Source organism: Weissella oryzae SG25 (genome assembly GCF_000691805.2).
Taxonomy (GTDB): domain Bacteria; phylum Bacillota; class Bacilli; order Lactobacillales; family Lactobacillaceae; genus Weissella; species Weissella oryzae.
Map to the genome: position 1 here is coordinate 46,051 of NZ_DF820494.1, position 26,697 is coordinate 72,747.

A 26,697-nucleotide genomic window follows, 5' to 3' on the forward strand; every position below is an offset into this window, starting at 1 on the left:
TGATTTTTTGCTTAAATCATATTTTATTCACTTATATTCATATCTTATTCACAACTGATTGCTAATATAAAAAACTGAAATTAATTATTTATAGAAAGAATTTCATGTTTGTAAAAAAGGCGCAAAGATTAAAATTCTCTGCGCCTTTTTGTGTGTAATTTTGATGAAATGTTATTCTTTATTTTCTAGTTCTTTTCTTTGATCACGTAATAATGATTGATAATCACTTTTTAACTCTGATAATTGTTTCTTAGCGCCACGCACACGCTCATCGTGCCACTCTAACTGCTAATTATATTCATGACGAACCATCTCATTATCAGAAATGCCTAGCTTCTGGATAGTTGAATGTATTTGATTAAATTGGGCTTCAAATTTCTTTTTATAATCAGCAAAATCATCTTCAAATTTTTGTATTTCATGCTTAGCTTTTTCACGTGCCAAGTGTTGGTCTTCTTCCAGTTTTGTCATTTGATAGAATTCACTCCGTTCTTAAACTTTGATTCGGAATGAATTTTTCCAACAGCTTCAACTGCTTTGTCACCAGACTTACCTTTTAGACTTTGTTGGATTAAGCTTTCTTTACTCTTAATCTTGCTTGAAAATGCCGTTTCGTCACTCATAATCTTAACTTCATCTATGCTCTTTAAACCAACATATCCTACTCTTAAAGCATTTGGAAGAATTACCTTGGCCATGCGTTTTCCCATGTCATGAATTTCTTTTTCAAACATTTTTTAAAAACCATAGCCCTTTCCAAACGCAACGGCCCATTTTTGGTCGTTCATGATTGCATTATTACCAGTGTCTTTTAACCCCTGTGCAACTGTCTTTAAATGCGCTTTTTGGTTTTGAATCGACTTGTGCGTTTGCATGATTTCATTTTCATCAACATGGTGTCGAACGTCACTGTTTGTTTCAAAAACAATCTGATCAAGATCACTCATGGTAATGCCCGTACCGCTTAAAGTGTGGAACACGGTTGATTTAACATCTTTAAAGATGTTATTCATATCAGACATAATATTCTGATTAACTTTATCGATATTATCTAAATGACTATTTAAGCTTAGTAGGACACTTGCTGCAGAATCTAATTCATCTTTATCAACCTCTATTTTACTACCTACGGTAGCGGCACTAGCAGTTGAACCAAAGAACCCTTCAATACCAGATAAAATAGAGTTGACATTTTTTTCAGCCAGCTTGGCTCCTTTTTTAAACCAACTAATACCTTTGGACGCAATTTTAGCATCAATGCCTAATATTGCTATTGGATATGCTAACCGATTGGTTACTTGTTTTATCACATTATTGGTCCAAGAGTACAAAAGAAAATCACCTATTTTAGAAGTATCGACTTTAAACTTTTCTGGATACGAATTCAACATATGCGTTGAATATATTCCAAAAACGGGTATCGTTGCAGTCGATTTTGAAAATACTGTTGTTCCATAATTTTGAGTTGCGGTCCATTGTGCTATTACATCATTATAGTGAACAATATTAATTACTTTTTGTTTTCCACCAATTAATAACCACTGCTTTTCTTTTTGGGTTAACTGTTTTGACACATCTGCGCTAGAAAAAGTCATTGCAGAAATATGATGTGTAGCTGCCACTTTCTGTGCTAGTGCGCCTCCGAGTGAATGGCCTGTAATTTTTGTGATATTAACGCCCTTCATCTTTGAAACATCTTTATAAAAGCTCTCAGCTGACTCAAACTGATTGCCTTTAGATTCTATGCCACCAACAACACCACCAACATCAGCGGCTCCCACATCATTTATAAATTCACCTGTAAAATCCGTTCCTGCATATCCAATTGTAGTATTTGAATAATCAGGATTATCACCGCTAGCATTTGAAACGGGAACAATGGCTATTCCCTGAAACCCATTATTTGAATAACCAAAACTCTCTTTACCATCAAGCTTATTATTATCCGCAGCAGATATGACTTTATAGTATTTCTTGGTATCTGGATCCTGAAAGATTTGTCCCTTTTTAAAATTCTCATCGCCAGCACTCATATGCGAAGCTTTATATGCCGTATCGCTAATAAACTTATCTTCTTGATATTGAATATTATCTACACTCATACGGACACCTTCTCACCATCACTTAGTATAAGCGTAATCGTAGCTTTGGTTTTTCCTTCTGAAGGTACACCCTCCGCAGGAATATATCCTCCAGTATCAATATTATCCTTTGAATAATAACCTATTCCACTAATCTTGATTTTCTTTCCATTTTCGATAATAACGGAGTGGTATAAAGTTGAACCGCTCCCTAATTTAACTCCCTCTCTTAAAATTTTTATCTCGGAAATGTCACTATATGAACTCTTTAATTTCTTTGCAACGGCAACCTGTCTAGTCTTTTCTTGTTGCCAGTCATAGTCTTTCTTGTAATCCATTCCAACCTTCCCCCCTATACCCAAAACAATCACACCCAGTATGATTGTAATCGCTAAAATCCTATGCTTTTTAAACATAATATGTATTCTCCCTATACTAATGAAAATTAATATATTAAATTTTATTGTGATTAGATTATCATATTTAACAGGATAAAAAAAGACGCACAGATATAAATATCCTTACGTCTTTTTTATAGTATCTACTTCTACTACTGTATAGGCTTAAAATTTCGATTGAGTCTTATTTCATTAAGAGTGCGGTTATATGAAATTATCATCAGGAAGCAATTGAACATACTTTTGTCGCCTGATTATTAATTGCTCATCAGTCAACTCATGTAATATAGTTGGTTCTTCATTTTCATTTGTGCCTGTTTGTTTTCCAGTGCCTGCCTGAACTGATTCTAGACAATAAAACAGTGGTTGTCCGAAGGCCGGCAAAAATTCTACATTAATGATTTCCTCATAAATTTTTTTGAATGTATCTGACTCAACTTTATTTGATAATGTCCAGCGTATGCGAACTTGAGTAATTGAAATAAATTCAAGCGCATCTTCAAATTGAAAGGCAAGTCCTCCTTTAAATGTTTTTTTACCAAATTTTCCAACCAACTGAGAAAATAACTTATTGGGATACGGTTTTCGAATTTGCGATTTTACCCCGGACTCAACTTGTCTAACTATTTCACCCTCACCATTAAGTAATGATACTTCTGCTCCAATAGAGGTGTATGCCTCATCGTAATTATCGTTATAAATCAATGGATTAATTATGAATAAAGGCTTCTCATAATTTAACCCCACAAGATTTAACGCCTCATCAAGAGCCTTTTTATAGTATTTTTGGCTTCCATTTGACACATTCAAGAACTTACTACCATCGTATGATAAAGAGGCCCCAAGTTCCGAAAAGATTCCTTTATTTTGCTCAAATTTGTCTGTACTTACCCAAATATATGGCATGATTATATTCTCCTTCAATCTTGACTACTTGTTGAAGCTAAATTCAATTTTTGAATTTACTACTTTAAGGCTTGCTGAGAAGTCCTTTCCTGACTTACTCTTAAATCCCTTTAATTCTTTGGTTTGGCCGTTATCAATCAATTGCTTGGCAATGGCCTTTGTAATTGTCTTACCAGCAATTTTTTTAGCAATTGAAAACTTACATGGTGTATCAGCTTTATAGTTGGAACAACCATAAAAAGTTTTCCGATCAGTTACGTTACCTGTTTTACAAACCGGGCATTTACCAATCAGTAATTTTTCCTTTTCGGCTGCTTGTTCACTAGCTTGTGTTTGGATTGAATTATTCAGTGTGGTTTCATCTGCGATTTGTCCTGGAACTTCTTGTACCAGTTTATTTACTAGCTTATGAATATTGGCTAAGAACTCGTCTTGCGTACGCTTACCATGACCTATATCATTCAAAGCTAATTCTCACTTGGCAGTAAGCTCTGGTGAAGTTAGCAAGGGTTGCATTTTAAGAGCTTCGCACAAAATAATTCCTTGGGTTGTTACCTTCAATTTGTTCTTCTCAACGACGATATACTTTTTATCTTTAAGGCGATCAATAATACCAGCCCGAGTTGCTTCAGTTCCAATTCCTTCAGTCTGAGACAGAATTTCCTTCTCATCATCGGATAGTTCCCGGCCCGCCCTTTTCATGGCTGTGATTAAAGTACCTTCAGTATAAAATTCTGGTGGTGTGGTCATCTTATTTTCTGCATTCAAAGTTGCGTTAATAACTTGCCCGGTAGTAACATTTGGAAGAATTGCAGCTTCATTGTTATTACTTGACTCATCACCGAAGATTTCTTTCCAACCGTTGCCAGTAATAACTTTAATTAATGTACCTAGAGTAGAGTCCAAAGCCTTCTTAGCAATTAACAGTGGATCAAAAAAAGCTGAAGTCTATGTAAATGACTTCAGCTATGAAAATTGTGATTCGCTTTTAATACTGCCTTATTCAAAGGTTGATAAAGCCTATTTAAACTATGACCCATTTGAACACACATTTAAGAAAATAACTCAGCGGCCATTTTTTTCAAACGGAATCCTTGTTGATATAACTTATGTTGATCCAATTGAAAAATATAACAACTTGGTTGTTTTAAATTTTAAAAAGATTACACAATACAAACGTAGGAGCTTTTTGTTGGCAAAGCTAGAATATAGTTTTAAACATATTCCAATTCAACTATAGCGAGAATATTATTATAGCTATCTTATGTTTAAAATATATCTATAAATATTTCATGGCCGTACTTTTTCTGTGTCTCGTATTTTAACCTATATCATTTCTACTTATTCGCCGAATTTTCTCAAATGGAATCCTTGTTGATATAACATGTTAATCTAATTAAAAAAGTAAGAATGAGGAAATAAACAGCTCTAAGATGATTATTAAGTATGAGCTTTTTAAATTAATTAACTTTACAATGCTACTATTTAATTAGTTTTAATTTAAACGAAAAATTGATCAATCAGTAAATTCCTTTTTATAACACATACTTATCTCAAAAAAGCGCTGTCTATTAGCCCACACTTAAAGCATGCATTCTGAAAATCAACTACTATTTGTATATATCTCAATAGTAATAGTATCCCGCAAATTTATAGATTCTAATTTTCTCTCCATTCTTTAAGATTACGTTTATAAAGGTAGAGTCTTTATAATCTAACGGAACTTCAAAATTGAAGTAATCATGGAAAAAAATCCTTTTAGAACCATCTGTCTGAAAAGCAGTGTCTTTCCTAAACTTTGTAAAATATGAATAAAAAATTTCGTATCCATATATTTCATCTTTAACTACAGCTTGTACATCATTTTTAAATAATACGGAAATAAAATACTTACCATCAGCACTATAATTATTATCATCAAAATTAGATTTATAAATTTCAGCTATTTCCTCATGCCTTTTGTCATTTTGATGATTATCAAAAATTTCAATTTCATCTTTATTTTCTAAAACTGCATAAATTTTAACTTTTATATCAGTATTAATTTTCCCAGTCGATATAATAAACAAGCGCAAATAGCCAGAGTAATCAGCAAGGTGCACCCTACTAGGATTCTTAACATCAAATGGCTTTATAAGATCAAAATGAAAATCCTTTGGTGGGTTTTGATTAATAACATCGTGTGGATTATCATAGACAACTCTGTAACCATATAATTTACCCCTCGTAGCTTCGAGGATATTTTGAAACGTTATTCCCTTTACGTCATTAATCCTTTCACCATAATCGATGAGGTAAGTTTTACATGCATTCTTTATGGAATCGTACCAAATATCATTAATAACGGTTACCTTAAAACTTGAGCTTATTATCTTAAACTTCCCTCTGTATCTGAACGTGATATCATACACTCCGGCTTTATTTATATCAACATCACCCTCTTGGATAATTCTATCATCGCTATAATCAACTTTATTACCATCTTCATCAATTACCTCAACTAGATTGTCAGCTCTTACCCATTCCTTACCATTTTGTAACGTACTATCTTGAGTTTTAATTGATGATTTATCGAGCTTCACCGTTATCGTTGCTTTTTCTGTATTTGTTTTATCGATTCCTGTATAACTATATACGACAGAATAAGTTCCTACCTTATCAGTATCTACGCTACCAGTCACACTGATTCTATTATCACTTAAATCAATTTGATTCCCATAATCATCCGTTGCATCTAAGAAGTTATCCTCCTTAAGCCAAGGATTCCCTTCTCCCAAAACACTATCTTTTACTTCAAGACTAGCTAAACCAATAGGCTGGATATAAAACGCTGTGTTTGCTTCTTCTGCTGGTAAAACTAACATATCTGATTCCATTGTAGAGTACAAAATTCCAGCTTTAAAATTCAACCGATAAATATTATCACTAATCCTCTCAACGTTAATGAACATATTCCCTAAAGTTTTAACCACATAAAAAATATCTATGGTGTCTTCTACAACTGCTTTTTTTAAGTAAAACAATTCTGCTTCTTCTTTAGGTACGAAAATTAGATGGTTGTCTTCTATACCTAGATAGTTTTCTTCTCCATTGCTATTGATAGTACGGATATTTACACCAGCATCTACGGAAATTTTATCGCCAGTAGTTGACTCTAAAATAATATTCAATGAGCTTTCTACCTCTACATCTGTAGAGAATACTGGATATTTCTTATTTTCGTCCGAAGTTAATATGCCCATATCATCTAGTATAGAAGACTTTAGTGCATATTTTTCACCCACGATAATTGGCATTTTCTTGGCTGTATAAATAATTCCATTTTTAAAGCCTTGCTCAATATCATTGTAATTAGCTTCTTCATCCTGTTCAAAGACTTCAAAGCTCTTTAAAATTAATTCATTATCTAGATTTGTTAGCTTAATAGGTGCTTTCACTATATTATTTTGTGGTGCTGTTAAATCATGACTGACTAATAAAATATTTGAATGGATGTCCCAAATTTCAACTGAACTATGCTTAATTAGATAAACTAATGAATTCCAACCAAATAGCTTTGCTATTGAATATTTTTTTGTTTCTTGTCCAGTTTGTGTGATTTCAAAAAAGTTATTGCTAAATGCTATATTAATGTTCATAAAATCAACTGAAAAGTTTAAATTCTCAATTGATTTAAAAGTAAAGTTAACTCCAACACTTGACAATAAATATTTTGCTGAAAAATTGCCCTCAAATGAAGTGTTCTTACTTAATAACAGACTAGTTTCATCATCTAAGCTATCATCTGTTTGAGTAATAGAACCATTACTTTTAATTTCATCGTTGCCTAACAATAAAATTGGTGAGTTATTATCATTTAAAGCAAGTTTTAGGTCTTGAGATGGAGTGAAATTATTGATAGAGTCAGCTCCAAATTGGCTAATTGTTAATTTAAAAGTATCATAATCATACAATAAATCATCTATATTAAATTCACTTGTCATAGACGAAGTTTTAATAACTTGTGTGACCTGATTCTTAAAATCATAATAGCCGAGCTGAATCGTCCAATCAGATAACATATACTGAGCATTATATGCAATCTTATCTAAATCATTCATAAAGCCTTGCAAATACTGGCCTTTATTATTACTTGATACCAATGATCTAATGAGTGTAATATGTTCATTTAAGATTTGATAAAATAAGCTTTCGAGCCTTAAAATTCGTGTATATCTCTTTGCATACCATTGATAAAACAAATATGGCTTTAATTGTAAAATATCCTCAGGGAGTTGCTTTGGTAAAATTAAGGTATCACTTATATTGAAAACCTTCTCAAAATCACCTTGTACAATTAAATTTTTTAGATCACTCCCAAAAACTTGCTGAAAGCAATAATCAATCCACCTTGGGCAAGACCAATTATCTCCAAAAGTAGTAAAATTATCAATTACACTTAATAACTCATTTTTGATCAGCCGAATTATTCCAAATAACTCGGCATCAGATACCGACGTTAATTCTGACAATTTATCTACTAAAGTATTATCAAATGCAAAAGTTTGTTTATCAGAATCAAGTGCATCTGATAATTTAGATGTCATTTTAATATCAGATAAATTTTGTTTGGACTTAACAGCTGGAAATATTAATCCCAATGTTGGAACGTCGGTAGTAATCAACTCAGTTGTAATCGATTTTGGCGTTGCAGGTTGAAAAGGTATCTTGATTAAATCACTCTCCGCAGGAATCACTGGTAAAATAATTTTAGTAATTTCCTCAGATGGTAAATTTACAAAAACATTTTCTGGTGTGGGTTGAGTCTCAACAAATACATGTTTACTTTTAGGGAATGTAAAATTTTCAAAATATTGAGTTGAATCTTCTCCATTTGTAAGATCATATTCATCGTATTCTCTTGATTGGTTTTTGCTATACTTTATTTTCTTCAATGGTATTTTGACCATACTTGTTAATTTCTCATCAGTTTTAGAATCAATTAACGCATTTGGCCCAGTATAATAAGAGACTAACCCACCATATTTATCATTTGCTGGAATGACCGTACTTACAATATAAGATGTTGAAATATGGAAAAGGCTGTATAAATCAAATTGGTACTTTAAAGTTAGCATTTGAGAATACTCATCATTCACTTTAATATCATCAATTCTTTTTTTTGCAGATTCATATTTCTCTTTTACTTTTGTGAATTGATCTTCTAAGAAATAATATGGTTGTAAATTTACAACATTAGCTGAAAAGCCACCATAAGAGATTAAATCCTCAGCTGTTAAACTATAATACTTCTTATCATCTAATTGGTAGAAGGGATAACGTATTTTGTTTAATCCTAGGCCATAAAGTCTAAACAACGCCTTCGTTAATAAACCAACCAATTCATCTGTGGCTGGTTTAATTCTATTTGTTCCAATGTTTTTAATTAAAATTTGTGGGTTCCATATAAGCTCAACCATCGACCCAATACCATTTGAATCATCATCCGATTTAGAAATTAACCTGTTACTATTTAAATTATTGCCTGGTCCCCACAACACGACGTTGGCTACAACATCATGAGTATGTTTTCCGTTCTCATCAATACATTGCAAAGTAGTATTAGTTGCACCTGTATCTTTAGGTAATGGAACAGCACCAGAAACTGCCGTCAAAAGTTCCAATCCAAAAGTTCTTTTTTTTATGTCTTCAATTGCTGCTTGGATGCTTTTTAGGAATTCATCCTGCTCTTGAATATCAGCTAAGTACTTTTTATCATAAATACTAAATTGTTCAGGATTGGTGACTTCATCTAAGTCTTGTAATGGCTCCATCATATATCTCGATGGGATAGCCCAAACGTTTGGATAAACTTCATAAGCTTTGACTTCTAATACATCTTCTGAACCAGCTGCTGTGCGAAAATACCTTATATTTTCAGTTTTAAGTTTATTGTCCATAATGTTCTCCTACAAAAATCATCTTCAATGCCTTTCATTTTCTTTCCATATGTCAATTATTGGCTATTTTTTTTGTACAGTTATTCAACCCAATTTGCATCTTTGGGTACAAATATCCATTTGAATTTTTCTTGAATTTCATCATTGCTGTAGTTACTCTTATTCACTACTGTTACGTAACCATCTAACCTTGCACCATTTATCCATAAATCTCCCGAATATCCACGCTTATATGCAGAGATTGGACCTTGTTTGCTATTTCCCGTACCTACCAAAATAGCAGCATTCTGTAGTTTAATATTTCTGTCAAAAGTAAAGATTTCCTCTTCAGACTTTCCTTCATTTGAAATTAATTTAAGCTGTGTTGGCGCGAAGTACGCATTATCTTGAATAATTGCCAAGGACAAGTTTGTAGTCTCTATAGACTGCATTGTGAACTTGTCACCCCATCGAACGTAATTATTCATGTTTTTTGAATCAAGTGGTACTAATTTGAATTGCAAACCACCATAATAACCATAGACTCTATCATTCATACCAAGATATTTAATATCAACACCAGGTACGCTTTTTAATTTCAAACGTTTTGTCTCATAAACCGTTTCAAAAGCAGATTTATTATCATCGGAAAGTAAATAATATGCTTTATTGTACTGTAAACGTTCACCCCAATGATCATAGACAAATTGACCGTGATCTTCTTTAAACGTATACTTAATGTCTCGTTGAGAAATAGTGCCATTATAATAGCTGATATCGTCTAATTGATAATCAACGTTATAGTTATAAAATTTAAAGGTCCCTCTCTGAGCGATTGGTTTCTTCCTACTTGAATCTTTAATTAAACCTAATAAGTTATCATTCTGATATACTTTAATTCGGGTATTTTCATTAACAATTGTGATTTTTACCCAACGATTTAAAGCAATACGAGGTTCAATGACAAACTCACTATTCCTCAATAGATTAGCGGTTGCAAGAACGAACTCATTGTTTTTAACTTGTAAAATTAGTTCTTCAACTTCTTTATTAACACCACTAACTGCAGAGTAAGAAAAAATTCTTCTTTCTTCCGAGCTAGAAGGCACTGGCATACGTAGCCAAAAAGAAATTGTATACTGTTCATCCTTATTAAGGGCGTATTCTTTTCCATTGTTTGAGGATACTGCTAAAACCACTTTATTTATTGTGTTGGTATCCTTAGCAATTTTTATTGTTTGATCAAAATGGCCTTCCTGAGTAGAGACCGTCTTTTTATCAGCGTAGACTGAATAATTTCCATATAAATCTTGAATGTCTTGCGTACCTTCACCAAGTCCATTCAAATGTACCGTATTACCTTTAAAATCAGTGGCTAAATCATATTTTCTACTATATCTTCGTATATATCTTTTTCTTTTGACTACTGTATCATGCGCAGCAATATAAAGATCAATAACTTCGCGTGGACTTACAAACTTTTCTCTAGCTTCAGTCTGATATTTATAATAACTTTCGGCACTAATTGAGCCATTATTATAGGCTTCTTCTAAAGAATCCAAAAAATATTTCTTAGAATCTATAACATATTGATCAAGTTCTTCTTTAATTTTTTGCCACACAATATCATTGAATATTTTACTAGCATTCTCTAAATTCGCCGTCATAGAATTTTTGGCAAAAGTCTGCATAAGCATAGGGAATTCACTAAAAATTTCTTCACACTTAGCTTTAATTATTTTCCTATCTTCTTCACTATAAGCCTGATTTGTGGCGTCAAATTCCATAACAGTTTTAACAGTTTTTAACATATTCCTAAAACCGGTTATTGCAAGTCTGCTTTCATTCCACAAACGGCTTAAAATATTATTTTCCCATTGTACATACGCATTAAGAGTAAAATTCTTTATATCATTTTGATACTGGTCTACATACTTACCAAACATACTATCATAAGCTTCCATAGTCTCAGCCTTGGCATACATTGAATTAATGGCAATTGCACCAACTGTAATTCCTAATCCCGCAAATCCACCGCCATCAGTTGCAAAAATTAAGAATGCATCAAGTGTCGCATTTGCAAAAGCCTGTTCATACTTTTCTGCTGACAAATTCTTATATGCACAATAAAAGGGAAGGATTGACATTAAGTCATCTTTAATTTGGTCTATACTAACTTCTTTCTTCTGCGCTAAATTATACAAATCCTCCAATATCTGGCCTGACCACACTGCAAAGCCCACAGCACCTAATGTTTGATCTGCCCCTTCTTTTAACTTCATCATTGCAGTTGTTTTGGGTATATAAACATCTTTAGTATTTTTAAAAGTTTCTTCTAAATCCTCATTTAAACTAGGCCTTTCGGTCAAGACTTTCGAATTGTCTAATTTCATAACATGATTAATCATTGGCGCAGTAATCTCAGAAACGGTTACCTTTACACTAGTCTTATCACGAATATCAGTTTCAAATTTAGTACCTTTAATTGGACTCAAATTATAATTGGTTGTATTTAGGGAACTTCTAGGCATACTTTCATCAACGACAAAGTCTGACTTATATTTAATTTTTGAAATTATAATACCACTAATGTTAGTGTCCAGTATTGTATCATGACTAATTTTCTGACCTGTAAAATTCTTTATTTTAATATCAGATGGAAGGTAGCTTGCTTTAATTTTAGGCAATGATACCATACGTTGCATGCCCGCTACTTCGAGCTCAAGAGCTGGATTTTCGCTAACTACAGGTGTTAATGCAGTATGGAAATCTAACTCTTGAGACAAGAGTCCTCTATCCTCATCAAAGGTTTCTCGAAGACGATTCAAAATATCAACACGATACGACCAGACACCAAGATTATCAGGCATCAAAGTATAATAACTACGAGTTTTAATATTTAATATTCTTGCAAATTTGGCTTCATCAATAAAAAATCCGTCTTGAACATAACGCTTAATATTTCTAGGATTAACTATAAATTTTTTACTTTCTTGGTTGTATTTCACTCCATAACAACTTTCAATAAAATGTTGAAAGTCAGATGAAATTTCGAACCCTCTATATTGATTTAAAAAGCTTGAAACATTTTGATAAACTCCATCGACACTTTCAGTGGGGTCATCTTCATTTCTCCCATTATATAAAAAACCAATGTAAGTACTTTTAAGATGATCAGATATTTCTATATCGTCATCTATAGTATGCTTGTTAAAAGTTAGTAATTCTTCCATTGGCGTTTCCTTAAATGCATCATTATCACCGGTAACACGACCCCATGTTGTCGCCCAAGCTGGTGTTTCACCGGAACGATTAACAGGGTTAGCGATTCCTTTCTGAAAATGCAAACCATGCGTCATTTCATGCAACAAAGTTAATGTCGGATCTAACAATGCAACATCATCGGTTTCATGGGCTTTAAATCTAGTTGAAAAGAACGGATCAAACTGAACAGTAAAAAAAGAACCAGACCCTAATTTAGGAAATCCTTCAGGTTGAAATCCTGCGGTTGCACAAGCCTCGGTTATTGGTAAATTTGTAGCAGGTGGAATAATAACGATATTTGCTTTTTTACTTCCGACTTTTTTGTTCCAAACACTAGTAACTGGATCCTGCAATAAAACATCTACAGAATTGAATTGATCAAAAATATCAGTTGAACTTGTTCCTGCTTGTTTGGGAAAGCCACATATATTTCGAAATTGAATTTCTTCAAAAAATTCCTTAATATATCTAGACTCATTGCATTTATTCTTATAAAATGAAAAAACTTTTTTAATTCCTTCGAAATAATCAGATTTTTGACTGTCTAATGATTCACCTAGAAATTCACGTGTAAGTCTAGCACTACTATAATAATCCACCATTTCGTGATCATCTTCTACTCCCGAAGCACCAGTATCCAAACGATCTGTTGAGATAAAAATACCAGAACTAATTTCATACAATTTAAGATTTCTATATTCTATTCTTCCTTCTCCATCAGCATCATACGCGCTCATTTGTATCCGACTCATAAAAACATGTACATCATTTAAACTCTGAGTAGTTGAATCAAAACTCTCGAGTATAGGTGACTCGTAATTAACGTCAAACATTTCTAAAACATCCATTATATTTCCTCCATTTGTATAACTTAATTGAAAAATATCCATAGTACTTTTACATAGATCAATAAATTATTTTTCAAAAGCTGACTAGTTGATCACTCTAGCAGTGTATTTGTTGATATTACCTTTTAATTAATTCCTAAATCATAACTTCAATCTAAACTTAAACATCATCTTTGACAAATAAAAAAACCTATACCAATAAAAAATTTGATGTATTCAGGACCTTCAAAATAAGATAAATTATGCTAAACCAATTGTAAACGCTCTTAAATCATGTTAAAATACGAACATTTTTTAAAACGCCTGTTTAACACTGTTACACGTTATCATAGGCGCATCTACTTATTTAAATAAATTGTATACTCACCGAATTTGTGATAAGGATAACTTAAAAAAACAATCTAATGTAGAATTCTAATCATTAAATAAAGAATTAATGTGTTAATTTAATTGAGAATTTTTTTAATATTTAATGTACAAAAAAATCTAATTTTTCTAGGACTGAATCTATAAACGTCTAATCATATTTTTTACTTATCAATAAAAAATAATTAAACTAACTACATTCTTAATGTGGTACTTCGATATCTTCTAATGATGGTTATACGTGAATAGTTAAAATTAAATGTCACCATTAATTAACTTAATTTATCAACACCTAATTATATTACTTAAAAAAATTCAAAAACTACTCAACAATCTATCAAATAAAAACTGATCTAATTTTCATAATTAAATTTATAATCTATTAAAAATAAAACTATTACTTATAGAAATAAATTTTATGTTTACAAAGAAAGACGTAGGGTTACACACATATCCTTCCGCCTTTCTTTGTACCTAATGAAAATTATCATCGGCTAATCTTTTACCATATATATAATGGTTATCTAAAATTTATTTGCTAAAGCTAAATTCTAATATAAAATTCACTAGTTTCAGACTAGCTGAAAACTCTTTACCAGCCTTACTCTCAAAACCTTTTAATTCCTTCGTTTGTCCATTCTCAATTAATTGTTCAGCAATAGCTTTAGTAATTGTCTTGCCAGCAATTTTTTTGGCGATCGAAAACTTACATGGTATTTCAGACTTATAGTTAGAACAACCATAAAAAGTTTTCCGATCAATTACATTACCTGTTTTACAAACAGGGCATTTACCAATCAATAATTTTTTCTTTTCGGCTGCTTGTTCACTAGCCTGTGTTTGGATTGCATTATTCAGTGTGGTTCCTTCTGCGATTTGTCCTGGAACCTCTTGTACGAGCTTATTTACTAACTTATGAATATTGGCTAAGAACTCGTCTTGCGTACGATTACCATGTCCTATATCACTCAAAGCCAATTCCCATTTAGCAGTAAGCTCCGGTGAAGTTAGCAAGGGCTGCATTTTGACAGCCTCACACAAAACAATTCCTTGTGTTGTTACCTTCAGTTTGTTCTTCTCAACGACGATATATTTCTTATCTTTAAGACGATCAATAATACCAGCCCGAGTTGCTTCAGTTCCAATTCCTTCAGTCTGAGACAGAATTTCCTTCTCATCATCGGATAGTTCCCGGCCCGCGCGCTTCATGGCCGTGATTAAAGTACCTTCAGTGTAAAATTCTGGTGGTGTGGTCATCTTATTTTCTGCATTCAAAGTTGCGTTAACAGCTTGCCCAGTAGTAACATTTGGTAAAATTGCAGCTTCATTGTTATTATTTGGCTCATCACCGAAGATTTCTTTCCAACCGTTGCCAGTAATAACTTTACCAACGGCTTTAAAATTCACATTACTAATTCCTACAGTAACTATTGTTTCATCATAGGTAAAGTCAGCTAAAAACATAGCCATTGTGTTCTTTAATACTAGCCAATAGATTTGAGATTCTAAAGCACTAAATTTGGCTCTTTGAGCTTCACTTGGGATTGTTCTCGTTGGAATTATAGCGTGGTGTTCTTGCACCTTTTTACCGTCCACATAACGCTTACGTGGTTCTGAATAGAATTTAGCAGCATCAAAGTTCAATGCGCCTAAGTAGTCTAAATATTGCTCATTCAGATACTTAAATTCGTTTTCCGTGATAAACTGCGTATCAGTTCTCGGATACGTCAAAAACTTTTTCTCATACAATGATTGAACTGCATTCAAAGTATCACTAGCGCTTGCCTTAAACATTTTATTTGCCTTACTTTGTAACGCAGAGAGGGAAAATAATCGTGGCGACTCAGTCTTTTTTTCAGTCTGATTTACATTGATCACCTTGGCTTGCTGGGAATCATAAGACAAGCTATGTTTTTGCATAAATTCAGCTAGTTTATTTTCATCATTAAACTTAGTAGTCGGATCCATCTTAGCTTTAAAATCGCCCTCATTGGTGTGCACATTTGCCACTAGCTCACTGAATGGTTGCGGTATGAACTCTTTAATCGCCATCTGACGCTCATAAATCATATATAACGTTTGAGTTTGTACCCGACCAATTGAAATTACCCCCTGAACATTACGTCGCCATAAACTCAATGAGTACAAGGGGCTGGCGTTCATACCAACTAACCAATCACTGTATTCACGCGTTTGAGCTTCAATGAATGAGTTGTAGTGAGCATAACCATCTTCAAGTTTTTTAAAGCCTTCTTGTAGGGCAGGGCCACTTTCTCTAAAGAATTAACCCAAAGTCGTTTAACAATTTTATGGTCTACATCAGCTCCAGAAAGCTTGATAATTGACCAAGCAATATTTTCTCCCTCACGATCAGAATCTGTGGCAATAATTATTTGGTCTGCTTTTTTCAACCAGTCACTCACAATTTTAAACTGTGCCTTTTTGTCCTTACTAACCACGAATTTGAATTTATCAGGAATAATAGGTAGATTATTTAAATCCCATTTCTGGTATTTATCCGAGTACATTTCAGGGCTGGCCAACTCCACCAAATGGCCAAACCCATAAGTAATTATTGTTTGCCCCTCATAAACTTGGTCTTGGACTTCAAAATAACCATTCTTACGTTCAAACTTAGAAAAACTATCTGCATAAGCCGCAGCTTGATTCGGCTTTTCTGCAAGAATTACATTTAACATTCGTTACCTCCTTATTAATTATTGGCAGAATACGACAAAAAAGCAGAGTTACAAAAAACTCCGCTTTTTATTTGGTTAATCAATATAGAACAAACAATCATAAACTCTATTTTTTAATGGTCGATAATAATTGTAATGAATCTCTAATTTTAGTTTTTACATTTAAGTTTGCATCTATTTCCACACAGTTAACCACATAATAATATAAAACATCAAGAAATACTTTGGTATTGCATGTACCTTCCAATGCTATCAAGGATTTTATATCATTCAGAAATTGATACATATCATAAGGTGTAATATAGCCCTGACTAATCTCAGAAGACCATTTTTTTACAAAATCCTTGTAGTCGGTTGATTTTTGCGATTCTATTATGTACGATTCTTTTACTTTTTTTGATAGATATTTAATTTCGTTCTCCCGTTTATCATTACTAATCCGCTTTAAATCAAAATCATTAATAATAGAACCAACAGAGTCTAAAATATTTAGTGCATCTTCCGTTTCAAGTTCCTGACTTTGACTCAACTGAATTAAATCTCCAACAGCATCTGTATATCTTTCTTTTTCAAAATAAGCTCGAATTAAGGCTGTATACTCTGTTAAATCCGACATAGTAGTGTTTTCAAAAGATTGTTTGTGGCTTTCTACTATATTGAATGCCTCAATCTCATTGATTTCAGTTAAAGTTGCATCTTTATCTCTTACGTCATTTAATTGATAATCCAACATTTTGTTGACGGATCCATCATTTGATTCAATCATATGATAGGTTTCTTTTTTTGAATTAATCACAGCGTACACGGTTTCAAATTCCGCAGTAACGGTAGAAATTAATATCCAGGCAAACTGATCTTGTACAAAAAAGCTTTCTCCACTTGAAATCCCTCCCAACTCTTGAATGCTAATTTCATTACTTTTTGGTGTTTTCCATTTTAAAACTGTGTTTATTACTGGAGTCTGAGCAAGTGTTGTCATAAAAATACGTCCCTCGGCGTAATAGAATACAGGCCTAGCACGTTTTTTTTCGTTTTCCCATCTTTCTTCCTGTTCTTTTTGTTTTTGTTTATATTCAGTTATCTTTTGTTGTCTCGTTTCTGCTTGACCCATTTGCCAACGATAGAGGGCAAATAACAGTGTCAGACTTGGTGTTGTTGCACTCAAATACGAAAATAATTCTGTCCAAGACGTAAATATTATCAACACTGGAATTGAAATTATGTACAAAACTGCGAGTAATTTTAAAAAGTTTTTTGTTAGCATTTTTATCTCACTTCTATAATTTTTTAACAAGAGCTTTCAAAGTTATAGTCTACCTTATTTATCTCAATAAAAAATGACGAGATTGTATTATCTATTAATTAACTCCTAATACTTCTCCACATTTTGTACAACTTAGTGATTTCTTATGTCGTCCTAAAACGTCGTTAATACTGGTTTAAAAATTGTCGCAAAAAATTTTTAAATGGTATAATATACTACGTAGTTAAGGCAAACAAAAAGCCCAGTGCTAAAACACTGAGCCCCAGGTTGTCTTGACGGTAGCTAGGATTATAAAATAAAACCCGCTAACCTGCCAAAGTTTTAGGCGGGTTTTTATTTTGTCTTATTTCTTGTTGTGCTTGTCGAGATAACTCAACAAAGCAACTAAGAATGTACCAAACATCAGCATTAAACTGATCGCATCTGATACAGACATTACTGCTAACTCCCTTCGTTAGTTTCTGTGATCTATGATTTACAATCATAGGCATCACCCACTTTCGAACATGGATTTAGCTACCGCCGTTAAACCTGTAAGATTATTATATCATGAATAGTAATTCCAATAATTCATCGATTAGAACCTTATTATCTAGTTAAACCGCGATTTTCTTGTTCAATTTCAGTTTCTTCACGTTCCTCATTTTGCATAAGTTTCCGAGTTGCTTTAGCTTCGTCACGAGCCTCCCTAGTTAAATCTCGGATTGAGCGTTTTATTTGGCTTGTCACATTTGGAATATAAAGCTTTTTTGAACTATGATTGTTCTTTTCTTCTATACTTTTAGCTTTATCACTATGTGTCTGACTTTTCTTTTGAGAAAACATCAATTTATCAACATTACCAATCTCTTTATCGGTTATTTTTAAGTCACCATTTTTAACTGAATTATTAAACTCTCGATAAATTGAATTTGCAATTTCTTTTTTAAGTCGTTCCAATCTATTTTCTGACCATTTTGCTTTGCCAGAACCTTTACCATAATCTTTAACATTCAATCCATCAATTTTCTTAGCTTCAGATAAGAATTCACCATACATTTCTGCCATCGGCCCTTCAAAAATATCATCAATTAATTTTGCTGTTTGAAGATTAGCAGCTAACATTTTACTCATACCCGAATTGCTTTTTGAAGAAGCAATGTCCAGATTAAATTTGAAATTGGAATTTCCAACTTGCCATTTACCCGCCAAATCTTTTGGAAGCTGGTCCCAAATTCTCTGCAAGCCTGCCGAAATTTTAGAATCCGTAGACATTAACGATTCAAAATTTAACTTAACATTTTTTTGTGCTTCACCAACTGCTTTATAAATTTCAGCTCTTTTTTCTTTCTCAGCGGAATTCATTAAATCACTCATAAATCTGCGTTTTGTTTGATCGATTACCGAAAGTTTCATTGCACCTTTAGGTTCCCCATCTTTATATAACATTTCTGGTCTTGTTTCCTTTGACTTCTTAGCAAACCATAAATGCATGTTTAGGTGATCTGTGTCCTGGTGAATTACTCCAAACCAAACAACATCGTCTTCCTTTTCACCCAATGGCTTTGGGAATCCTTTATCAAAGATATTCTGCACAACTTTTTGTTCTGCTTGCTTTAAAGCAGTTTGGTTAATTGAGTTAGTCGTTGGATCATAAAGTCCATTTTCGTATAGCCAATCGCCTCGGATTGAAAATGCCATCTCTACTAATGTGTTGCCATTGTCTTGTGCAGTGTCTAAATCTGTTTTTAATTTTTGGACTTCTTCGTCAGATAAATTTAACGAATTACTGTTAAACAAAGGGTGTTCTTCATTAGTCGCACTAGCTCTTGTTGCATATCCTAATTTAACTTCAGATTCTGTATCATATTCAGTGTTTTTCTCCCAGGCATCTTTAATCATATTATTTGCTTCAGTAACTTTAGAGTTTTTTTCTGCATATAGATCAATTAAATTTGAGTAACGTTGTCCTTTTGAATTTGCAGTGTTAGCTGTAACGAATGCAGTCGGAAGTATCACACTTCCTTTACTAGATTCGCCTAATTTGAATTTTGCATAGCCACCAGTTTTTGCCATTGACTTACCTCTAAGTGTTTTGTGCCACTGTATATTTCTAACAGTTCACTTATCCATCTTTTTTAATTTATTTATTGTAAAAATGTTATCAACGTTATCGAAAATACTCGCACAAATAGCAATGACACCAATAATAAAACTATGAGTCCAAAGCATTAATAATAAAATCAGTAATTGTATTATTGTAGTTGATATAATTCCGACTCGTAACGCTGATAAAGTACCTTCACGTGCTTCAATCTGTTCCATTTGTCTTTTGTAATTTTTCATATTTACGCCCTTCAAAATGGCCAATCAATGCGGCCATGTTCTATTATCCAAATTACAAATGCAATACACAGTAATATTTCTGCTAATAAGTGATAAAAATCATCTTTTGAATACTTATTTCTATTGTTCTTATTCTTCTTAGCCATTTATTCTTCCATTTCTTTATGAATATCTTCTAGTAATTCACTGACTGAATAATATTTTTGTTCTACAATGCTGAACCTATCCTTTAACCTGTCGTGAGGAATATGTACCAGTTCAGCTGTTTCTTCAAGGGTTAAATTGAAATGATTTTTAAAAGTATAAGCAATTTGAATTTGCCAGTACTCACCCCTTTCTGCTCTCCTAACTGCTAAAGGTTTGTCTAATGAATTTCCACCTTCGTGGTCGCGCCAGTCCCATTCATCTATTGCATCAATTAATTGTTGAATTTCATTTAACGCCATTACACTACTCCTTTTAAAAAATTTTCAGAAAGCCTGCCGATTTTTAATAATCAGAATTTAAGCTGTTTGAAGAATTTCTATTTTTAATATTTTGCTTAGTTAATTGTCTTTGATTAATAAATTTGGCAAATACTTGAGCGTATCTTGTACTTGAATCCATTTCATTTTCTTGTTGCGTGCTTAAAATATTTGCTACACCATCTGGGAAATCTTTTGAAAGATCAGCTAACGTGTAGACCATAGAAGAATTAAATGCAGCCAAGTTTTTAATATCTTCAAGTTGTCGATAAATATTCTTTTCAATTGAATTTGCCTCACCCATTGAACCGATTTTCCGACGTAACTTTTCTACCTGCATTAAAGAGTTTCCTGGAACAGTTACAATATTTTCCACAAAAAAATGTAATGCAAATTTATAAATCTCAGTCATTGAAATTGATTTAGAATCAAACGACTCTGGGTGAGCAGACATCCAATCAAACATCATCGTAAAATACCATTTTTCTAATTCGCCCATTTTAATATTGATTTGATTTGGAATCTTTCTAATTGAGACTTCTTGCAGAAGTGCTTCAATCTTGTCTAACTCTTCAAATACAGAATCAGGAATGGCATCTTCTTGAACGTTTTGATATTTTTTCAATAACAAATTTTTTCGTTTACTTAATTTGCGTTGCGTTTCTTGCTTAATTTGATTTAACGTTTGCCGCATAATATTTCCTTTCTAAAACAACAAAACTTCCTTTGGCGCACTACCTGTACTTGTTGAAAAAATTTTTTCTGAAAGCTTATGTGAAGATTTTTGATTTTTTTGAATGGAATATTCAGGAACAATTAAAGTACCTTCAGGGGTGCGTATTTCGTACTCTGGAAAGTATTTATTGTGTACATTGTCTATTACACCGGATATTAAACCATCAATAGAATTATGATTTTGCCAATAACGAAGATATGAAGTACCAGTTAAATGTACTGAATCATTTTTCTTAAATCGTCTTGGTGTTAGTAACTTACACATTTTTCCTCCTCCAAAGTTAAATTAAAACATTTGCTTGATAATCTGATTTTTAATTTCTCCAAACTCAATAATTAATCGCTGCATTGCTTGGATCACATCTTGATTTGAAGCAACAATTCTTTCAGTTGAATTATTATGTGACTCAATTAATCTATTTTGATTCTCAATCATTAAATCCATTTGTGTCTTCAAAGTATTTGCGGCTTCATTTTCTGAAATTCGTTTTGCATACTCCTCTAGAACATCAATTAATAACATGTTTCTTGAAATCCCTAGAACTTTTGCACGCTTTTCAATTGCGTTAATAGCAGAATCATGAAGGTCACGAACTAAAAGATTTTTCATCGTTTCACTCCTTTTAATAACGAGGTGGGTCAAGGTAACAGGTTAAGGGAAAATGATATCACTTTGTGATACACCCCGCCGTGCGGGCATTTTCTACGATACCAAAAGATTTGAAAGGCTATACCAAAGCTACCGTACCCCTAGAACCTAACTACCCCTTGGTCTATACCTTAACTACCTTGCGAATTTCACAAAAAAATAAATCAATTAGTTAAAATGAACTAATGACTTATTCAATTTACTTTTAGAATTTAATAACTTTACCCACAGAATTTTTACCAGCTTTTGCATCATTCAATTGAGAATTTAGCTTCTTCAATTTCAGATTTTGGTCTGAGATTTCTGCTTTAATTTTTGCTCGTTGTTCGATTCCTGAATTAATTAATTGTTGCTTTGCATTAATTTGGCTATCAATTGATTGACTATCTGTATCGTTAGTTACAGATGCTTTTTGAGATTCTAAGATACTTTTATCACTCTGTAATTGTGCATTACTCTTTGCAATCTGTTTAATTGAATCATTGTTTTTAGCTACTAACGTTCTCAAGTTTTTAATCTGAGCATTTGTTTCCTGAATGATTAAATCGGTTTGAGTTACATTTTTAGCCAAGATAGCATTCTTTGGAGTGTCTCGATTAATAATAAATTTCGCGGACAAATCGTCACTGTCTGTAATGGTATTTTGTGAACTTGAACTAGTTGATGCGATTGATACTTTAGTTGGGTCAATCTGCTTATCCTTTAGCACAACTTGAATATCTTGGAACCCACTATTTACATGTTCTACTTCAATCACTCCGGTATTAGTTGAGGTTGGAATGAATGATGCCAACGTTTTGGGGTTACTGCTTAACCACTTATCACCCTTAAAATCAAACTTGATATTATTCCAATTCATTGGGTCATTCGCAAAATTATTACCATTCGAAAAATCAAAATAGAGCAATATTTTATTTTGGCTACTATCAATACTGGCTTTCGTCAACGTAGCTGTTTTACCAAATGTTCCAAAAGATTGTGCTTGATTAAATCGTGCCCCTGGTTGATTACTTGAGTGTGAAGATAGCAGTGTTGATAAAGCTAAACCGACAGGAATCATGATAAGGATTAAAAAGATTAGGGTTAGGCTTGTCCTGTAATTATCAAAAAAATCATATCTTTTATCACTACGCCACTGCTTAAGTTTGCCCCAAAAAGTTTTTGAATTTGAATCATTCTTACTTATATAACGCATATTAACCAATCTCCCCGATTATGTCGTAATCACTGCTGTTCATTACTGAGGTGCCTTCAATATCATTCAATACTGACTCATCTGCGTCAGTAAATTGCTCTTGATCAACGGAATTGTCTACGTGGTCAGTCGGATTATTCGGATTACTTTCTTTTGGTTTAGTGGTTAAAAATTCCACTGAGTTAACTTTATTTTGCACGCCATAATGCTTCTTTCCGTCCGCATCAGTGTAAACATAACTCTGTATTTCAAAATTAACGGCTAACTTTGCACCAGGATAATTAGCATATTTACTTAAATTATTTGCCACGCCATTAAAGGCAATAAAAGGCACATAATCTACCTTTCCTGTATTTGAAAAGTTTCTTTTGACGGCCAACGTAAAATTAATCTTTGACGTATCATTTGTTCCTAAATGTTCTTTTAATTCAAATTGACGAACGACATTCCCTACAATTAATAAACTCTGCATTATCTATTCTCCTAAATTACGGTTTAAAAACCTTCTTGCTTGAAGCCCAAGTACAGTAAGCCAAAAAGTATTAACCAATAAATCAATAGCTTAATTTTTTGACTACCTGTTCTCAAGTCTGATTTAAATGCAACTCTAAACGTGTACTCTTGTTCCTGTTCCTGAATCTCAAAAAAATGCTTTGGTCCAATAATTAGAACATCGAGTTTTGGTAAAGTTAAAACAATATATGCCCAAATAGTTTTCATTTTTTGGCTATCACTCAATTTTATTTCTGAGTTATTATTTACCTCTAATAACTCTTTAGTAATTTTTTGCAGCGACAACACGGGTATCTTTTCATTCGATAAATTAGATTGAAGAATTTCTTTTAATTTATCAAATGTTTCTCTGCCATTAATTTTTTCAAACAGCTCAATTTCTAACTCTGACAGTTGAAATTGTTTTCTCAATAATGCTGAAGTAGATTCAGAGTTTTGTTCTTCCCTATGTTTTTCTAATCTAATAGACCTTACCTTTTGTTCAAATGTTTCTATTCTTTCTTCTGGAAAATTTGTTGGTTTAAACATTACAATTAATCCCCTTTTACTTTTTAGATATTTTTTTTGATTGAATAGGTGATTTCTTCTTTAAACCACTTACGTAGTAATTCAACTTTATCTAACTTTGTTAAGCTCGCTTTTGGTACGGACTTCAATCTAATTTCAGATTTTATTAAATGACGTTTATGTGCTGTATTTACGACATAGTAGTTATCATGCCAATAAATTAAATTCTTTTTTTTACGTAATATTTCTGAATCAACAATAAACCGTTCCTTTTTATCGGATATTCCTTCAGGTGAGATTTTTGTTGCTAACACCCAAATGTACTGAGCTTTATGTTCATTAAATAAATCTAACTCAAGTTGTTTTTCAATTATCTGATTCTCAATTTGCTTTTCAGACTTCTTTTGTTGCCTTTTTTTCTTGGATCTATAATTGATGTTCGAAGGATTATCTGTAAAAGATGGCTTCCCACAATCAAAAATATTTAATTCAGTCTGTGAGAAGTTCATTTCCTTTATCCTTCTTTCTTCTTAAGTTTGGTCACCATGTAAAATGGCTGCTTAGTGTCATTCATGCGTTGCAGAATTGATTTCAGCTCATTCTCTGAGGTTTTAAAAAGTCTGTAACCACCAGCATTTCTAATCTTCTTCGACTCAATACAATCCAATAATGCTTGATGTAATAGTGGCTCTGTTGACTCAGCTAAAATTATTTTTTCTCTTTTTATGTCAGTAACAAAATATATATACCTCGATTCATAATCATTAGTCATACTGCCACCTATCCCTCATATATCTCAATTTAATTAACTAACTCAATGTCATCATCTAAATTTTTGTATTTGTTGATTTCTATTTTTATCTTGTCTCCCTTGTTGTAGCGAGCAAAACTACCATGTTCATCAACGGAAATATTTCCAGTTCCTACTGGATTTTTGACAATATAAGCTACCGACGTGCCAAATAAATTACTTGATTTTTCAACGTTCAAAATAGTTGTTTCCTCACTTCTGTGTGTTTCAGCCTTAGCAACTTGTTGCCACTGCTCCATAAGAAAAGCTATCAGCATTACAGCCAAGATAAACATTATTAAATTGAGGACAAATTTTGCGAAAAACTGTTTTGTATCATAAAAATTAAACATTGTTAATTCCTCTCATCGTTTAAACTTCTTATATATCTGAATTATAAAAAACCAAGCAACAAACTATGAAGGAACAAAAGCCTACGCTGAGATCTGATAATACACGTACAGTTACTGACTTTTCAGATGTTAAAAATGTAGAGTCGAATATTAAAGTAATTATCACAGTGCAAACTAAACTAATCGCAAGCCTGACAATATGAGCGCCAACTATTTTTTCTCTTGCAACTTGGTAATCCTTATCAATACCGAATACTGCATCTAAGCTTTCAGATTTATACTCAACTTGCTGCTTATAAGTTAAGTAAAAGTCTGTATTAAAGCTATCAGGTTCCAACTTTACTCGAACCAGTCCGGATTCATTAGCAATTTCGTCATAAAAATCAGATATCATCTGATATGCTTTAGCTCGTGGTTCAATTTCTGGTTTAAGTATTATTTGTAAATCCTGTAAATCAGTTGACGTGACTAACGCAAATTTGTCGGTCAATAATCTTTCAATAATTAAAGCTTCAATCTGTGGTTTTTGACGTTCTAACTCTTTTCTAAAGTTAACGATTGCTTTTTCACGTTGCTGTTCAATTTCGGCGTTTCTGGCACTGCGTCGCTTTTCAATTTCATTTTGGTACACCTTTTGTCGTAAAGTTCTTTCTTGTTCGATAGGTTTCATTGTTGCCTCCCTTTGGATCTATATTAATTTAGTGGACAGTTTTTTGTTTCATTTTTATTATTTATGTAGACACAAAACCGGGAGGTTTTTATGGGAACTTATAATCGTTATGACGATGAATTCAAGCAAAACTTAGTTAATTTACATAGCTCTGGTAAAACACTAGCCCAACTGACTAAAGAGTATGGCGTTTCTTCTTCGGCTCTATCTAAATGGGTTCGTCAATTCTCTGAAGTAAAGCTAGATAATAATCAGGTTCTTACTGCTCAACAAGTTAAAAGGCTCCAGAAACGTAATGCCCTGCTTGAAGAAGAAAACCTAATATTAAAAAAAGCCATTGCCATATTCACGCCTCACGACTAGATCGTTTAAATGCAATTCATTCTTTACGTTTCGAACACTCAATCGTTACTCTTTGTCGTGTTTTAAACATCAATCGAAGTACTTACTATAAGCATTTCAACGGTAAAGTTGCTCCTAGAGTTCTTGAAAATCAGAAACTAAGAAAATTAATTTTTGATATCTACCATCAAACTGATTTTCGTATTGGTTCTAATAAGATGACTTGCATTTTGAATAATGAATATGGCTATAACATTTCTGCTGGACGCGTATACCGACTTATGAAATCTATGAATCTACCCCAAATGAGTACCGCTAAGCCGAAATTTCGATATCAGAAAATCATTGAAGACCAACAATTTCCTAATATTATTAATCGACAGTTTTCTTCTTCTAAACCTAATCAAAAA

29 protein-coding genes are annotated in these 26,697 nt (G+C 32.7%); 2 read left to right on the forward strand and 27 right to left on the reverse strand.

What is annotated here, in order from left to right:
* Positions 1 to 288 precede the first annotated feature (288 nt).
* From TT13_RS08245 to TT13_RS08370, 27 genes are all read right to left on the reverse strand, one after another.
* A complete protein-coding gene (locus TT13_RS08245) occupies positions 289 to 471 on the reverse strand; it encodes a hypothetical protein (RefSeq protein ID WP_027699541.1) in 183 nt (60 codons plus the stop codon).
* Complete coding sequence (locus tag TT13_RS08250; RefSeq protein ID WP_027699542.1) at positions 468 to 734, reverse strand: hypothetical protein; 267 nt, start codon at positions 732 to 734, stop codon at positions 468 to 470. Before TT13_RS08250 ends, TT13_RS08245 begins: the two co-directional genes overlap by 4 nt.
* Before the next feature lie 3 nt (positions 735 to 737).
* A complete protein-coding gene (locus TT13_RS08255; protein ID WP_027699543.1) occupies positions 738 to 2,102 on the reverse strand; it encodes a Tle-like phospholipase domain-containing protein in 1,365 nt (454 codons plus the stop codon).
* Complete coding sequence (locus tag TT13_RS08260) at positions 2,099 to 2,497, reverse strand: hypothetical protein (RefSeq protein ID WP_045477007.1); 399 nt, start codon at positions 2,495 to 2,497, stop codon at positions 2,099 to 2,101. Before TT13_RS08260 ends, TT13_RS08255 begins: the two co-directional genes overlap by 4 nt.
* A gap of 186 nt (positions 2,498 to 2,683) precedes the next feature.
* Positions 2,684 to 3,385, reverse strand: a complete 702-nt coding sequence (locus TT13_RS08265) for a hypothetical protein (protein WP_027699544.1) — start codon at positions 3,383 to 3,385, stop codon at positions 2,684 to 2,686.
* A gap of 24 nt (positions 3,386 to 3,409) precedes the next feature.
* Positions 3,410 to 3,850 (reverse strand): topoisomerase C-terminal repeat-containing protein, encoded by a 441-nt coding sequence (locus TT13_RS08270; protein ID WP_027699545.1) that lies wholly within the window; start codon positions 3,848 to 3,850, stop codon positions 3,410 to 3,412.
* Between the two features lie 9 nt (positions 3,851 to 3,859).
* Positions 3,860 to 4,291, reverse strand: coding sequence for a DNA topoisomerase (locus tag TT13_RS08275; RefSeq protein ID WP_027699546.1), 432 nt, complete (start codon positions 4,289 to 4,291; stop codon positions 3,860 to 3,862).
* A gap of 719 nt (positions 4,292 to 5,010) precedes the next feature.
* On the reverse strand, positions 5,011 to 9,324 hold the full coding sequence (locus TT13_RS08285; RefSeq protein ID WP_027699548.1) for a bacterial Ig-like domain-containing protein: 4,314 nt from the start codon (positions 9,322 to 9,324) through the stop codon (positions 5,011 to 5,013).
* 80 nt (positions 9,325 to 9,404) lie between these two features.
* On the reverse strand, positions 9,405 to 13,415 hold the full coding sequence (locus TT13_RS08290) for a LamG-like jellyroll fold domain-containing protein (protein ID WP_027699549.1): 4,011 nt from the start codon (positions 13,413 to 13,415) through the stop codon (positions 9,405 to 9,407).
* Positions 13,416 to 14,312: 897 nt separating this feature from the next.
* The gene (locus tag TT13_RS08295) at positions 14,313 to 15,944 is read right to left on the reverse strand and encodes a type IA DNA topoisomerase (RefSeq protein WP_340147923.1); all 1,632 of its coding nucleotides are present in this window, start codon (positions 15,942 to 15,944) and stop codon (positions 14,313 to 14,315) included.
* 5 nt (positions 15,945 to 15,949) lie between these two features.
* Positions 15,950 to 16,480, reverse strand: a complete 531-nt coding sequence (locus tag TT13_RS11705; RefSeq protein ID WP_340147924.1) for a toprim domain-containing protein — start codon at positions 16,478 to 16,480, stop codon at positions 15,950 to 15,952.
* Positions 16,481 to 16,586: 106 nt separating this feature from the next.
* Positions 16,587 to 17,744, reverse strand: coding sequence for a hypothetical protein (locus TT13_RS08300; protein WP_027699550.1), 1,158 nt, complete (start codon positions 17,742 to 17,744; stop codon positions 16,587 to 16,589).
* A 343-nt stretch (positions 17,745 to 18,087) separates the two neighbouring features.
* Positions 18,088 to 18,180: a putative holin-like toxin gene (locus tag TT13_RS11200; RefSeq protein ID WP_145912369.1), complete on the reverse strand. Its 93-nt coding sequence runs from the start codon at positions 18,178 to 18,180 to the stop codon at positions 18,088 to 18,090.
* 152 nt (positions 18,181 to 18,332) lie between these two features.
* A complete protein-coding gene (gene mobP2 / locus TT13_RS08310; protein WP_052348602.1) occupies positions 18,333 to 19,799 on the reverse strand; it encodes a MobP2 family relaxase in 1,467 nt (488 codons plus the stop codon).
* Between the two features lie 45 nt (positions 19,800 to 19,844).
* Complete coding sequence (locus TT13_RS08315; protein ID WP_190279650.1) at positions 19,845 to 20,048, reverse strand: hypothetical protein; 204 nt, start codon at positions 20,046 to 20,048, stop codon at positions 19,845 to 19,847.
* 32 nt (positions 20,049 to 20,080) lie between these two features.
* Positions 20,081 to 20,215, reverse strand: a complete 135-nt coding sequence (locus TT13_RS11640) for a hypothetical protein (protein ID WP_278279344.1) — start codon at positions 20,213 to 20,215, stop codon at positions 20,081 to 20,083.
* On the reverse strand, positions 20,216 to 20,515 hold the full coding sequence (locus TT13_RS08320; RefSeq protein ID WP_027699553.1) for a hypothetical protein: 300 nt from the start codon (positions 20,513 to 20,515) through the stop codon (positions 20,216 to 20,218).
* Positions 20,516 to 20,558: 43 nt separating this feature from the next.
* A complete protein-coding gene (locus TT13_RS08325; protein ID WP_052348603.1) occupies positions 20,559 to 21,227 on the reverse strand; it encodes a hypothetical protein in 669 nt (222 codons plus the stop codon).
* Between the two features lie 12 nt (positions 21,228 to 21,239).
* Complete coding sequence (locus TT13_RS08330; protein ID WP_027699554.1) at positions 21,240 to 21,533, reverse strand: hypothetical protein; 294 nt, start codon at positions 21,531 to 21,533, stop codon at positions 21,240 to 21,242.
* A 21-nt stretch (positions 21,534 to 21,554) separates the two neighbouring features.
* Entirely contained in the window at positions 21,555 to 21,878 is a 324-nt protein-coding gene (locus TT13_RS08335) for a hypothetical protein (RefSeq protein WP_027699555.1), read from the reverse strand.
* Between the two features lie 244 nt (positions 21,879 to 22,122).
* Entirely contained in the window at positions 22,123 to 23,112 is a 990-nt protein-coding gene (locus TT13_RS08340) for a hypothetical protein (RefSeq protein ID WP_027699556.1), read from the reverse strand.
* A gap of 1 nt (position 23,113) precedes the next feature.
* A complete protein-coding gene (locus TT13_RS08345; RefSeq protein ID WP_027699557.1) occupies positions 23,114 to 23,584 on the reverse strand; it encodes a single-stranded DNA-binding protein in 471 nt (156 codons plus the stop codon).
* Positions 23,585 to 23,607: 23 nt separating this feature from the next.
* Positions 23,608 to 24,153 (reverse strand): hypothetical protein, encoded by a 546-nt coding sequence (locus tag TT13_RS08350; protein WP_027699558.1) that lies wholly within the window; start codon positions 24,151 to 24,153, stop codon positions 23,608 to 23,610.
* Positions 24,154 to 24,176: 23 nt separating this feature from the next.
* Positions 24,177 to 24,641 carry a hypothetical protein gene (locus tag TT13_RS08355; RefSeq protein WP_027699559.1) on the reverse strand — a complete coding sequence of 155 codons (465 nt, stop codon included), beginning with the start codon at positions 24,639 to 24,641 and terminating at the stop codon, positions 24,177 to 24,179.
* Between the two features lie 5 nt (positions 24,642 to 24,646).
* Positions 24,647 to 24,904 (reverse strand): hypothetical protein, encoded by a 258-nt coding sequence (locus TT13_RS08360; RefSeq protein ID WP_027699560.1) that lies wholly within the window; start codon positions 24,902 to 24,904, stop codon positions 24,647 to 24,649.
* A gap of 29 nt (positions 24,905 to 24,933) precedes the next feature.
* Positions 24,934 to 25,182 carry a hypothetical protein gene (locus TT13_RS08365; RefSeq protein WP_190279651.1) on the reverse strand — a complete coding sequence of 83 codons (249 nt, stop codon included), beginning with the start codon at positions 25,180 to 25,182 and terminating at the stop codon, positions 24,934 to 24,936.
* Positions 25,183 to 25,303: 121 nt separating this feature from the next.
* Positions 25,304 to 25,945 (reverse strand): hypothetical protein, encoded by a 642-nt coding sequence (locus TT13_RS08370; RefSeq protein ID WP_027699562.1) that lies wholly within the window; start codon positions 25,943 to 25,945, stop codon positions 25,304 to 25,306.
* Positions 25,946 to 26,035: 90 nt separating this feature from the next.
* Here TT13_RS08370 and TT13_RS08375 point away from each other — a divergent pair, with 90 nt between their 5' ends.
* Together TT13_RS08375 and TT13_RS11645 are read left to right on the forward strand one after the other, a co-directional pair.
* The gene (locus TT13_RS08375; RefSeq protein WP_027699563.1) at positions 26,036 to 26,308 is read left to right on the forward strand and encodes an IS3 family transposase; all 273 of its coding nucleotides are present in this window, start codon (positions 26,036 to 26,038) and stop codon (positions 26,306 to 26,308) included.
* A gap of 68 nt (positions 26,309 to 26,376) precedes the next feature.
* The coding region (locus TT13_RS11645; protein WP_278279345.1) for an IS3 family transposase at positions 26,377 to 26,697 on the forward strand (321 nt) is incomplete at its 3' end.